This window comes from Streptomyces sp. NPDC092296, assembly GCF_044755465.1.
Taxonomy (GTDB): domain Bacteria; phylum Actinomycetota; class Actinomycetes; order Streptomycetales; family Streptomycetaceae; genus Peterkaempfera.
In genome coordinates, this window is the sequence record NZ_JBIVRB010000029.1 from 1 (window position 1) to 12,377 (window position 12,377).

At 73.2% G+C, this 12,377-nt stretch carries 10 protein-coding genes; 8 read left to right on the forward strand and 2 right to left on the reverse strand.

Annotated features, from left to right (window positions below):
• Positions 1 to 140: 140 nt before the first annotated feature.
• Positions 141 to 1,238 (reverse strand): PP2C family protein-serine/threonine phosphatase, encoded by a 1,098-nt coding sequence (locus tag ACIQGZ_RS29435; protein ID WP_402607770.1) that lies wholly within the window; start codon positions 1,236 to 1,238, stop codon positions 141 to 143.
• A gap of 428 nt (positions 1,239 to 1,666) precedes the next feature.
• Here ACIQGZ_RS29435 and ACIQGZ_RS29440 point away from each other — a divergent pair, with 428 nt between their 5' ends.
• The 5 genes from ACIQGZ_RS29440 to ACIQGZ_RS29460 all read left to right on the forward strand — a co-directional run bounded on the left by ACIQGZ_RS29440 (position 1,667) and on the right by ACIQGZ_RS29460 (position 6,715).
• A complete protein-coding gene (locus ACIQGZ_RS29440; protein ID WP_402607772.1) occupies positions 1,667 to 2,782 on the forward strand; it encodes a peptidoglycan DD-metalloendopeptidase family protein in 1,116 nt (371 codons plus the stop codon).
• Positions 2,783 to 2,883: 101 nt separating this feature from the next.
• Positions 2,884 to 3,348 carry a hypothetical protein gene (locus tag ACIQGZ_RS29445; RefSeq protein WP_402607774.1) on the forward strand — a complete coding sequence of 155 codons (465 nt, stop codon included), beginning with the start codon at positions 2,884 to 2,886 and terminating at the stop codon, positions 3,346 to 3,348.
• Between the two features lie 245 nt (positions 3,349 to 3,593).
• Positions 3,594 to 4,805 (forward strand): glycoside hydrolase family 6 protein, encoded by a 1,212-nt coding sequence (locus ACIQGZ_RS29450; protein ID WP_402607776.1) that lies wholly within the window; start codon positions 3,594 to 3,596, stop codon positions 4,803 to 4,805.
• A 154-nt stretch (positions 4,806 to 4,959) separates the two neighbouring features.
• Complete coding sequence (locus ACIQGZ_RS29455) at positions 4,960 to 6,108, forward strand: PP2C family protein-serine/threonine phosphatase (RefSeq protein WP_402607778.1); 1,149 nt, start codon at positions 4,960 to 4,962, stop codon at positions 6,106 to 6,108.
• A gap of 103 nt (positions 6,109 to 6,211) precedes the next feature.
• Positions 6,212 to 6,715, forward strand: a complete 504-nt coding sequence (locus ACIQGZ_RS29460; protein ID WP_402607780.1) for a DUF4232 domain-containing protein — start codon at positions 6,212 to 6,214, stop codon at positions 6,713 to 6,715.
• An 18-nt stretch (positions 6,716 to 6,733) separates the two neighbouring features.
• Here the strand turns inward: ACIQGZ_RS29460 and ACIQGZ_RS29465 are convergent, their stop codons facing one another.
• Positions 6,734 to 7,015 carry a hypothetical protein gene (locus ACIQGZ_RS29465; protein ID WP_402607782.1) on the reverse strand — a complete coding sequence of 94 codons (282 nt, stop codon included), beginning with the start codon at positions 7,013 to 7,015 and terminating at the stop codon, positions 6,734 to 6,736.
• Positions 7,016 to 7,672: 657 nt separating this feature from the next.
• On the opposite strand from ACIQGZ_RS29465, the gene ACIQGZ_RS29470 reads away from it, so the two are divergent.
• The 3 genes from ACIQGZ_RS29470 to ACIQGZ_RS29480 all read left to right on the forward strand — a co-directional run bounded on the left by ACIQGZ_RS29470 (position 7,673) and on the right by ACIQGZ_RS29480 (position 12,257).
• Positions 7,673 to 9,442, forward strand: coding sequence for a glycosyl hydrolase family 18 protein (locus ACIQGZ_RS29470; protein WP_402607784.1), 1,770 nt, complete (start codon positions 7,673 to 7,675; stop codon positions 9,440 to 9,442).
• Between the two features lie 194 nt (positions 9,443 to 9,636).
• On the forward strand, positions 9,637 to 11,166 hold the full coding sequence (locus tag ACIQGZ_RS29475) for a glycosyl hydrolase family 18 protein (protein ID WP_402607786.1): 1,530 nt from the start codon (positions 9,637 to 9,639) through the stop codon (positions 11,164 to 11,166).
• Between the two features lie 242 nt (positions 11,167 to 11,408).
• On the forward strand, positions 11,409 to 12,257 hold the full coding sequence (locus ACIQGZ_RS29480; protein WP_402607788.1) for an NAD-dependent epimerase/dehydratase family protein: 849 nt from the start codon (positions 11,409 to 11,411) through the stop codon (positions 12,255 to 12,257).
• The last annotated feature ends 120 nt before the right edge of the window (positions 12,258 to 12,377 follow it).

Genomic DNA, 12,377 nt, shown 5'->3' on the forward strand with positions numbered 1-12,377 from the left:
GAAGGACGTCGAACTCGCCGCATAACCTCAGCAACCCCGAACCACCCCAAACCCGACAGGAGCGCCTTGACGAAAGACATAGAGGCACCCCCCGCACCCCCGCGGCCCCCGAACACACCCCCCGCCGCGCAGCGGAACCTTCAGGCGGGAACGTCCCGGCTCCGGACGACCGCGACCATCGCCACGTCGTCCGCAAGCCGCACCCCCGCATGGGTGGCGAGGTCGGCGAGGACGGCGTCGAGCAGGCCGTCCGGGTCCGAGGGGACGGGCCGGGACAGGCGCGGCACCGGGTCGTAGAAGACGCCGTTGCGGTCCCGCGCCTCGGTGACCCCGTCCGTGTACAGGATGACGGCCGCCCCCGGGAGCAGCTCGAAGCGGTCCACCGGCACGCCGCCGTCCCCGAACTCGCCCAGCCCCAGCGGCAGCGACGGCTCGGCCGGCTCCAGCGCCTCCACATGGCCCCGGTAGACCATCAGCGGCGCCGGATGCCCCCGGTTGGCGATGTCGATGACCTGCCCGTCCCCGCTCACCTCGGCGATGATCGCGGTGGCGAACCCCTCCGAGGTGTACAGACCCTCCCGCAGCCGGGTCACCCGCAGCAGCGCCCGCTCGATCTCCCGCACCACGTCCGCCAGCGCCGGCATCCGGTCGGCCGCCTCCCGGAACGCCCCCAGCAGTACGGTGACCACCTCCACCGCGCCGATCCCCTTGCCCCGTACGTCCGACATGATCAGCCGCACTCCGAACGGCGTCTCCTGCACCGCGTACAGGTCGCCGCCGATGGCGGCCTCCGCGTCGGCGGCGGTGTACCGGGCGGCCACCGACAGCGGACCGATCCGGGCGGGCGGCGGCGGCAGCACCGCCCGCTGGACGGCCTCCGCGACGTCGCGGGCCGACCGCAGCCGCTGCCGGTCCCGGGCGATCAAGCGGTTGATCGCGGCGGCGAAGACCGTCACCATCACCACACTCAGCAGTTCGATGAAGGTCGCGGTGTCGACCACCCTGCTGTGCCAGCGGGCCAGCCCCAGGCCGACCAGCGAGGCCACCAGCCCGGTGGTGATCGTGCCGGGACAGGAGAGCAGCGGCGCGGCGGCCACCGGGGACGCCGCCAGCAGCGGCACGGTGCTCACCCGGGACGGCGAGGCGAGGTCGATCAGTACGGCGGCGGTGATCAGCAGGGCGGGCAGCAGGCGGCGCCACCTGGGCCAGCCTTCCGGCAGCAGCCGGTCGAGATCCACCGCTGCACCCCCTTCCGGCACGCCTGGGTCCACAGTTCCACCCTCCGCTACCGGGACCCGCGGGGCGACCGGAGGCGCGCCGCCGCCTACCCCGGTCGGCCGCCGGTGACCCGCAACCGGGTGAAGCGGCGCCGCCCGCGCCCGACCGCAGCGCCCGGCCGAGCACCGTCCCGCCCGCCGCGGTCCGGTCGGCATCCCGGCCCGCCGACGCCCCCGGGTACGGTCCCGCCCCCCGCGTACCGCTCGCCACCGGCGTGCCGTCGCACCCGAGCCGGTCCTCGATCTCCCGTTCGACCAGGAGAAGGAGCCGCCGAGCCCCGGGAGCACAACAGCCCGTTCGCAGTGCGCCCGTGACGGCGGGTCAGCGGTTGCGTACTGTGGCAGGAGCTCGCTCACCGCAGACCGTCGGCAACAGTTGGAGGGGCACGATGGCAGCAGAGGGACGCCACCGCCGTCCGCACAGCAGCACCACTCCCGCCCACCGCCTGGTGCTGGCCGCCGGGCTCACCGGCGTGGGCCTGGGGGTGCCCGTCGCGGCGGCGGGGCACAGCGGCGCGGCGGTCGCGCCCCCGGCCGAACCGGAGCCCGACGCGGCCACGGGGGAGTCGGTGCCGCTCTCCGTGCAACCGGTCGCCTTCACCGGAGTGGTGCGGACGGCCGCCGCCAAGGCCGCCCCCGGGACGACCGTCCATATCGTCGCTCCTGGCGAGACCCTGTCCGGCATAGCCGCCGCGCTGCGCACCCCGGGCGGCTGGCGCAGCGTGTACCGGGAGAACCGGCAGCTGATCGGCCCCGACCCCGCCCATATCGTGCCCGGCCAGCGCCTCCACATCGAAGCGGCACCGGCGCGGCCCGCCCACCCGGCCGAGCATGTGGTGCGGCCCGGCGAGACGCTGGCGTCGATCGCGGCGGACGAGGACGTCGACGGCGGCTGGCAGAGCGTGTACCTGGAGAACCGGGAGACCATCGGGGCCGACCCGGACCTCATCCGGCCGGGCCAGCACCTGCACCTGCCCGGGAAGGCATCCGCCGCCAAGCCGAAGCCCAAGGCCGAGGCCAAGCCCGCCAAGCCCGCCAAGCCCGCCAAGCCCGCCAAGCCCGCGAAGCCGAAGAAGGCGCACCCCGCGGCGGCGACCCGGCTCCGCGCCACCCTGCCCGTCCACGGCTACACCCTGACTGCCGGGTACGCCGCTGCGGGCAGCCACTGGGCCCACCGGCACACCGGACAGGACCTCGCCGTCCCGTCCGGCACCCCGGTGGTCGCCGTACTGGCCGGCACCGTGGTCTCCGCCGGCTGGGACGGCGCCTACGGCAATGACGTCATCCTGCGGCACGATGACGGCACGTACACCATGTACGCGCACCTCTCCTCGATCGCCGTCCAGGCCGGCGAGGCCCTCGACACCGGCCAGCGGCTCGGCAAGTCCGGCGCCACCGGCAATGTCACCGGCCCCCACCTCCACTTCGAGGTGCGCCGCACCCCGGCCTACGGCTCGGACATCGACCCGGTCACCTGGCTCCGGCAGCACGGCCTCCACCTCTGATCCGCCGCCGGAGCGGGGAACCGCGCGGGCAGCCGCGCACCCCGCTCGGCACGGGTCGCAAACGCGTCCCCCGAGGGCCGGAACCAGGGTAGAAAGAACAAATGATCGAACTGGCGTACCGGCTCGACGGTATCCTCGACGGCCAGGACACTCCCCGCCTCCGGCAGAAGCTGGCAACGGCGGACCTCTATGACCTTACCTGCGAGATGTTCTGGGGGGAACTCACCTTCCGGGTGGGGGACGCCGACTTCAGCGGTCCCGGACCGGTGCTGGACGCGGCCTATGTGCTGTTCTGCACCGCGCTGCACCTGAAGGAACCGGGCAAGCGGCGGTACTCGGCAGCGGAGGGGGCGGGCGAGTACCTCCTCAGCCGGAAGGGGGACGTCGTACGCGTCCGGGAGGAGCGGGGGCCCTCGGGCACCGTCGCCTATCCGGAGTTCCGCAGGGCGACGACCGTGTTCCTCGGCGGCCTGCTGGACGATCTCTGCGGCCGCTACCCGGAGTTGGCCCGCAATCGGGAGATCGTGGAGATCCGCCGTCGCGTCGGGAGGGGTCTGCCCGAGTGACGGCGGATTTGCGGGAGCGCTCCCACCCTGAGTGCCCCACCTCTCTGCCCCCGTTCGAGAAGTTAACGCAACGAGAGATCTTGACGGCTCTCGGTAGCCCTGGCTTCATATGACCGGGCATCGAACGGGCATTCACCTTCCATGAATCAAAGAACTTGCCCGCGCTGTCCGCCCCCCGTTGTGGAAGCGCTCCCACACCACAGCGACCCGCACCCGCCTCCCGTACCACCAAGGAGAGACCTGACGTGCGCAGCACCCGCATCACCAGAGGCCTGCTGGCAGTCGCGGCCGCGACCGCCCTGTGTGCCTCGGCAACCGCCACCTCCGCCGCAGCGGCCACACCGACCTCCGGTGCGGACCGTGGGCTGACCACCAACACCCACTTCTACGTGGAGCTGAACAGCAAGGCCGCCCAGCAGGCCAGCACCGACCTGCGCGCCGGGCACCTGACGGACGCGCTGCGGATGACCGAGCTGGCCTCCTGGCCGGTGGCGCAGTGGTTCAACGGCACCGCCAAGCTGTCCGACACCACCAACGCCATGGCCAAGCTCCAGGCCAAGGCGGCGCTCCAGCACCAGACCCCGGTGGCGGTGGCGTACAACATCCCCGGCCGTGACTGCTCGCAGTACTCCGCCGGCGGCGCCTCGAACTCCAGCGAGTACGCGGCCTGGATCGACGCCCTGGCCAAGGGCATCGGCAGCAAGAAGACCGTGGTGATCCTGGAGCCGGACGGCCTGGCGCTGAGCCCGGCGTACTGCGGCGGCACCGCCCAGCAGCAGGCCGACCGCACGGCCGAGATGACCGCGGCCGTGCGCCGCCTGGAGCAGCAGTCCGGCACCTCGGTGTACCTGGACGCCGGCCACAGCGCCTGGCAGGGCTCCGGCACCCAGGCGCAGCTGCTGATCGACGGCGGCATCGCGCACGCGCGCGGCTTCTTCCTCAACGTCTCCAACTACCAGACCGACGCCGACTCGGTCCGCTACGGCACCCAGGTCGCCAAGTGCGTCTGGTACCTGCAGAACACCCGGGGCGCCACGGCCGACGACTGCGCCAACCAGTACTGGCCGGCCGCCGACGCCGACAAGTGGTACAAGGACCACGTGCCGGCCAACGCCAAGCTGCCGCACTTCGTCATCGACAGCAGCCGCAACGGCCAGGGCCCCTGGGACGCCGCGCCGGGCACCTACACCGACTCGCAGAACTGGTGCAACCCGCCCGGCCGTGGCCTCGGCACCAGGCCGACCGCCAACACCCGCACCGCGCTGCTGGACGCCTTCCTCTGGGTCAAGGTCCCCGGTGAGTCCGACGGCAGCTGCACCCGTGGCACGGCGGGCCCGACCGACCCGGAGTACGGCGTCGTCGACCCGGTGGCCGGCGGCTGGTGGGCGGACCAGGTCCACTCCCTGGCCGCGCACGCCTCCCCGGCGCTGAACTTCAACCCGCACCTGGTCGGCTGAGACCGGATCGCGCAACCGTCGGCCGCCCGGCCGACCCGCGCGGGCGCCCCGGGACCGGACTCCACCCGGTCCCGGGGCGCCGCGCTGCCCGGACCCGCCCGGGTGTCCGGCCCGGCGTCCGATATACCCCTTAGATCACGATATGATCCTGAGGGTGACCCCCCTCGACCGGTTCCGACACCGGGCCCGGCACCGCGAGCCGCGCTCCTGGCAGCCCGCGCTCCTGGCCCCCGTGATCTTCACCATCGGGATCATCGTCCTGGCCGTCTGCACCCCCAAGGAGCTGGCCTTCAGCCGCTTCCTGGCCGCCGCCCCCGCGCTCGCCGCCTCCGTCTGGTCGGTCTCCGGCACCCTCTGCATGGGCCTGGCCTCCGTCGCGACCGTGGTCGTGCTCGGCGTGACCGACCGCGACGTCGAGGACCTCTTCACCGTCTCGGTGGTCGCGGTGGTCACCCTGGCGGCCGCGTACGCCAGCCATGTACGCCAGCAGCGCGAGCGCACCCTGGCCGAGGTCCGGTCGGTGGCCGACACCGCCCAGCAGGTGCTGCTGCGCCCGATGCCGCACCGCCTCGACGGCGTCGAGATCGAGACCCTCTACCTGGCCGCGGCGGCGCAGGCCCGCATCGGCGGCGACTTCTACGAGGCGCTGGACACCCCGCACGGCGTACGCGTGATCATCGGGGATGTGCGCGGCAAGGGGCTGCCGGCGGTCGGCGTGTCCGCCGCGCTGCTCGGCTGCTTCCGCGAGGCCGCGTACGAGGCGGCGGACCTGGCGGACCTGGCCCACCGGCTGGAGGTGAGCATGTCCCGCTACAGCGGGCTGCTGGTCGGCGGTGACGCGCTGGAACGCTTCGCCACCGTGCTGCTCGCCGAGATCCCCGGGGACGGGGCGCTCGCCAGGATCGTCAACTGCGGCCATCCCGCGCCGCTGCTGCTGCACGGCGACGGGGTCCGCGAGGTGGTCCCGAGTGCGCCCTCGCCGCCGATCAACATGGCCGCGCTGCTCGGTGACGAGTACCGCATCGACACCGTCCCGTTCGGCGCGGGGGACGGCCTGCTGCTCTACACCGACGGCGTCAGCGAGACGCGGAACGGCGCCGGGGTGTTCTACCCGCTGGTCGAACGCGCCCGGCGGTGGACGGCCGACGCGCCGCAGGTACTGCTGGAGCGGCTGCACGAGGACCTGCTGGGCTACAGCGGCGGCGACCTGGACGACGACATCGCGGCCGTCGTCCTGCGCGCCGCCGCCCGGCCCGCCCGGCCCGCCCGGACGAGCACCCGCGCGGACCCGGTCGGGCCGTAGTCGCGCCCGTTCAGTCGGCTTTGCCGGGAACCGCCCGATGCGGCGACCGCGTCCTTCCGAGTGCAGAGGATGTTCTCCACTCGCACCCACGGAGGTGTGTGCCATGACCTTCCACTTCACCCGCCGTACCGCCGCGGTCGTCTCGGCAGCCGCGCTCGGCCTGGGCGGCGCCCTCACCGCAGCCGTCCCGGCGGCCCAGGCGGCGACCGCCCTGCCCACCTGTACGGTCGGCAACCTCAAGGTGTCCTTGGGCGCCCAGGACCACGGGGCCGGCCAGCTCTACTGGCCGATCCGCTTCACCAACACCAGCGGCCACACCTGCGCGCTGCGCGGCTACCCGGGCACGAGTGTGCTGAACGGCGCCAGGCACCAGATCGGCGCCGCCGCCGGCCGGACCGGCCAGTCGTACGGTACCGTCACGCTGCGCCCCGGCCGCACCGCCGTCTCGGTGATCCACACCACCAACGGCCCGCTCGGCGGCGCCTGCCGGGCGACCGGCTCCTACGTCCGGGTCTACCCGCCGGCGTCGTACACGGCGGTGACGCTCCCCGCGCGCCTCCAGGTCTGCTCCGGCCAGTTCACCGTCACCCCGGTCGCGCTCCAGTAGTCCGCCGGGGCCGCCCGGTCAGCGGGGCGGCCCCAGTTCGGCCCCGCCACCGGCCTGGACGGCCCGTACCGCCCGCTGGTGGATCTCCCGGCCCGCCGCCTCGTCGTCGGCGGGCACCGGGCTGCCCTGAAGGGTGTACCAGTCGCTCGCGCCGGTGTACTGCACGGTGACCCTGGCCTCGCGGTCGGCCCACATGGTGTGCACGGTCAGATCCCCGGTGATCACGCCCACCTCGGCGGTCCTCGCGCCGCCGGCCCCGGCGATGATCCCCTGGGTGGTCCAGGTCGCCCAGGTGTCCACGATGCCTCCGGTGCGCTACGGGTACAGAGTCTGCCTCCAGTGTCGGTCAGATGTACGGTTGCGCGCACCCGGGACGCCGGGGAATTCGGCCGACTTTCCGGGGTTCGCGAGCCGGCCCGTGCCCTCCCCATCGCCCGTGCCCTCCCCGCTGCCCGCCCGTCCCATGCCGCCGCCCGGCCGTGCCCGCCCCGGCCCGTCGCGCCGCCGCCGGCCCGCGCCGCATCCGCCGCCACGGAGCAGGGCGGCCGCCGCGGATTCCCGTTGCGGCCGCCCCCGTCGCCGTTCCGGCCGACCCGCCGCCGGGCCGGGAGCCGTACCACCGACCTGATCCGGCCAAGTAATTGACGCTCCGTCAATCCGGCCCGGAAGGCGCCGCCCACCGCCGCCGCCCCGGGCGTCCGGAGTGCTCCGCAGTGCCCGTCCGCCGCCCTGCCTGCGCCCTCCCCGCCGGGCCCGGCGCCGGATCTGGTCCGCGATTGGTCTAGTCCGCACCCTCCCATGTGCCGTGCGCCGCAGGCCGCTTGCTGCCCGAAATTGGTCTAGTCCTCAAATGGTCCAGACCATTGACATGTATCCGGCCCGCCGGTATCCCATATCCACACCCCCTCGGGTGCCGACCGGGCACGGCACCCATCAGCCCCCTCCCCAGGAGGTTCAGTGCACGTCCCCCGCAAGGCCGGCAAGCCCCTCACCGCCGCACTGTCGGTGCTGGCCGTCACCGCCGGAGTGCTCACCGCGTTCGTCGGCGCAGGTACCGCCGACGCCTCGACTTCCACCCCTGCGGCCGCCGCGGCGGCCGGCAGCGGCGGTGTGAAGATCGCGTACTACGACCAGTGGAGCGTCTACGGGAACGCCTTCTACCCCAAGGACCTCGCCACTCGCGGCATCGCCGGGAAGCTCGACATCCTCAACTACTCGTTCGAGAACATCGACCCGACCAACCTCACCTGTTTCGAGGCGACCAAGGCTTCGGACGCCAGCAACGAGTCCAACCCCAACGCCGGTGACGGCGCGGGTGACTCCTTCGCCGACTACCAGAAGTCCTTCGGCGCCGACATCAGCGTGGACGGCGTGGGCGACACCTGGGACCAGCCGATCGTGGGCAACTTCAACCAGTTGAAGAAGCTCAAGGCGAAGTACCCCAGTCTGAAGATCGTCGCCTCGATCGGCGGCTGGACGTACTCCAAGTACTTCTCGGACGCCGCCGCGACCGACGCCAGCCGCAAGAAGCTCGTCAGCTCCTGCATCGACATGTTCATCAAGGGCAACCTGCCGGTCCAGGGCGGCTACGGAGGCACCGGCACCGCAGCCGGGATCTTCGACGGCTTCGACATCGACTGGGAGTACCCCGGCTCGCCCAACGGCCACACCGGCAACCACTACAGCCCCAACGACAAGGCCAACTTCACCCTGCTGCTGGCCGAGTTCCGCAAGGAGCTGGACGCGTACGGCACGGCCAACAACCGCAAGATGCTGCTGACGGCGGCCATGCCGGCCGGTCAGGACAAGATCGCCCAGGTCGAGACCGACAAGGTCGGGCAGTACCTCGACTACGCGAACATCATGACCTACGACATGCACGGCGCCTGGGACGCCACCGGTCCGACGAACCACCAGGACCCGACCTACCAGTCGCCCAGCGACCCGTCGAACCCGGTCGCGCCCGGCACCGAGAAGTACAGCACCGACAACGCGATCAAGGCGTGGACCAAGGGCTCGCCCGCCTACGGCATCGCCGGCGGCTTCCCGGCGTCCAAGATCACCATGGGCTACCCGCTGTACTACCGAGGCTGGACCGGCGTCCCGGCCGGCAGCAACCACGGCCTGTACCAGTCCGCCACCGGCCCGGCCGCAGCGCGCGGCCTGAGCGCCACCGCCGGTACCGCGTACTACAAGGAGCTCACCGGGATCGTCGACAACGCGTCGACCACCTTCTACGACTCCGCCACCCAGTCCAACTACTTCTACAACGGCACGGAGTTCTGGACCGGTCTCGGTGCCCAGTCCATCCAGGCCAAGGCGGACTACGCGCACTGCAACGGCCTGGGCGGCGCGATGATGTACTCGCTGCTCGACCTGGACACCAACAGCACGCTCTTCAACAAGATCGTGACCGCGACCAACGGCTCCGCGTCGAGCTGCACCGGCGGGCCCACCACGCCGCCCACCACGCCGCCGACGACTCCGCCGACGACTCCTCCCACGACGCCGCCGACCACCCCGCCGACGACGCCGCCCACCACGCCGCCGACCACTCCGCCGCCCGGCAAGTGCACCGCCACTGCCTGGGACAAGGCCGCCATCTACGTCGGTGGCGACAAGGTCTCGTACGGCGGCCACAACTGGCAGGCCAAGTGGTGGACCCAGGGCGAGACCCCCGGCACCACCGGTGAGTGGGGCGTCTGGCAGGACCTCGGCGCCTGCTGATCCGTCAGCCCCCTCTCCCGCCCCGCCCGGCAGGCGACTGGTACGCCTGCCGGGCAGCGCGGAGGGCGCGGCGCACCGGACCCTCCGCCGGCGCCGCGCCCGCCCCACCCGCGCCACGGGGGCCCGCACTTCGCGCCCGGCCCCCGCGCACCTGTGACTCACCCCCCTCAGTCATCTCGCTTCCGGGAGCACTCGTGAGAAGCACACGCACTGTCCGCGCGGTCCTCACCGCGTTCGCCACCGCCGCCGCCTCGCTCGGCATGGTGGCGCTGGGAGGCGGCGGCGCGCAGGCGGCGACGCCGCTGCCCGCCCATGTCTTCGCGCCGTACTTCGAGGCGTGGACCGGCGACAGCCCGGCGGCGCTGGCCGCCCAGTCCGGGGCCAAGAACCTGACGATGGCGTTCCTGCAGACCGCGTCCAAGGGCTCCTGCACGCCGTACTGGAACGGCGACAGCAGCATGCCGGTCTCCGCCGCCACCTTCGGCAGCGACATCGCCACCATCAAGGCCAACGGCGGCGACGTCATCCCGTCGTTCGGCGGCTACACCGCCGACAACACCGGCACCGAGCTGGCGGACAGCTGCACCAGCGTGGACTCGATCGCCACCGCGTTCGAGAAGGTGATCACCACCTACGACATCACGCGGATCGACCTCGACATCGAGGACAACTCGCTGAACAACAGCGCCGGGATCGACCGCCGCAACAAGGCCGTCAAGCAGGTCGAGGACTGGGCCGCCGCCAACGGGCGCACCGTCCAGTTCTCCTACACCCTGCCGACCACCACCAGCGGCCTCGCCTCCAGCGGCCTCGCGGTGCTGCGCAACGCCGTCACCAACAACGCCCGGATCGACGTCGTCAACCTGATGACGTTCGACTACTACGACGGCGCCACCCACAACATGGCGACCGACACCCAGAACGCCGCCGCCGGGCTACAGCGCCAGCTGGCGAGCCTGTACCCGACCAAGTCCACCGCCGAGCTGTGGGGCATGATCGGCGTCACCGAGATGCCCGGCATCGACGACTACGGGCCGGCCGAGACCTTCACCACCGCCGACGCCACCACCGTCTACAACTGGGCCGTGTCCAAGGGCATCAACACCCTGTCCTTCTGGGCCCTCCAGCGGGACAACGGCGGCTGCCCCGGTACCGGCGGCTCCGACTCCTGCTCGGGCATCGCGCAGAGCACCTGGCAGTTCAGCCACACCTTCGCGCCGTTCACCAGCGGCGGCGGCACCACGCAGCCGGTGGGCAACGACTTCTCGGTGGGCCTGTCCGCCGCGTCCGGCTCGGTGGCCCCCGGCGGCTCCGCCACCGCCACCGTGCAGACCTCGGTGACCTCCGGCAGCGCCCAGTCCGTCGCGCTGACCGCCACCGGCGCCCCGGCGGGCGTCACCGTCTCCCTCAGCCCGACCACGGTCAACGCGGGCGGCACCGCCACCCTGACCGTCAGCACCACGGCGAGCACCGCGCCCGGCAGCTACCCGATCACCGTCAAGGGCACCGCGGCCTCCGGCAGCCACAGCGCGGTCTACACCCTGACCGTCACCGGCGGCACCTCCGGCTGCACCGCCCCCGCGTGGGACAAGGCCGCCACCTACGTCGGTGGCGACAAGGTCTCGTACGGCGGCCACAACTGGCTGGCCAAGTGGTGGACCCTGGGGGAGACCCCCGGCACCACCGGTGAGTGGGGCGTCTGGCAGGACCTCGGCGCCTGCTGAACCGCCTCCCCTTGATCCCCGTGGTGTCCGGCAGGCCCACGAGGCCACCGGACACCACGGACACCACGGCACGGCCGGCACCCCCGCCGGTGGCCCCCGGCCACCGGCGGGGGTGCCGGCTGCCGGTCGGAGCCGGCATTGGCCCACGTTCAGCGACCCGGATTGGTCCGTGCGCCTGGACCGCTGCCCGGCCTAGCCTGGCGGGGCAGCGCCCGTCGACCGACCCCCGGGAGCACCCCGCCATGCGCATCTTCCTCGCCGGAGCCACCGGAGCCGTCGGCCGCGTCCTGCTCCCGCTGCTGCTGGACGCGGGGCACCGGGTGGTCGCCGCCTCCCGTACGGCCGCCGGGGTGGAGCGGCTGCGGGCGCAGGGCGCCGACGCGGTCCGGCTGGACGTCTTCGACCGCGCGGCGGTGGGCGACGCCCTGCGGGCCGCCGCGCCGGACGCGGTCGTGCACCAGCTGACCGCGCTGGCCGACGCCGACCCGGCCGACAACGCCCGCGTCCGGCGGGAGGGCACCCGCAACCTGGTCGACGCCGCCCGCGCGGCCGGGGTCGGGCGCATGGTGGCCCAGTCCATCTCCTGGGCCTACCGGCCGGGCGACGGGCCGGCCGGCGAGGACGAGCCGCTGGACACCGGGGCGCCGGAGCCCCGGGCCACCACCGTGCAGGGGGTCGCGGCGCTGGAGGACGCGGTGGCGGAGATCCCCGAGCATGTGGTGCTGCGTTACGGCACCTTCTACGGGCCGGGCACCTGGTACGCGCCGGGCGGCCTGATGGCGGACCGGCTGCGGGCCGGGCTGCTGCCCGCCGACGACGGCGTCAGCTCCTTCGTGCACGTCCAGGACGCGGCGCGGGCCGCGCTGCTCGCCCTGGACTGGCCGCGCGGGGTGGTCAATGTGGTCGACGACGACCCGGCCCCGGCCCGGGAGTGGGTCCCGGCGCTGGCCGCCGCCCTCGGTGCTCCCGCTCCCGAGCCCACCACCGGCGGCGCGGGCTGGCAGCGCGGCGCCCGCAACACCGCCGCCCGCACCCTGGGCTGGCAGCCGCAGCACCCCACCTGGCGCACCGGCTTCACCGCCACCCCCTGACGCCCACCCGGCCCAGCCCTCCGCAAGCCCCGTTATGTTTTCCGCGGCTCCGCAACGGGGCCGCTGGCCTCCGGGCCCGGCATGACTGTTGCCCCCTGTCGAAGGCATGACCTGGGGGGT

Coding starts and splice junctions, on each gene's coding strand:
- ACIQGZ_RS29440 (WP_402607772.1), top strand. CDS start 1,667: ATGGCAGCAGAGGGACGCCACCGCCGTCCGCACAGCAGCACCACTCCC.
- ACIQGZ_RS29445 (WP_402607774.1), top strand. CDS start 2,884: ATGATCGAACTGGCGTACCGGCTCGACGGTATCCTCGACGGCCAGGAC.
- ACIQGZ_RS29460 (WP_402607780.1), top strand. CDS start 6,212: ATGACCTTCCACTTCACCCGCCGTACCGCCGCGGTCGTCTCGGCAGCC.
- ACIQGZ_RS29480 (WP_402607788.1), top strand. CDS start 11,409: ATGCGCATCTTCCTCGCCGGAGCCACCGGAGCCGTCGGCCGCGTCCTG.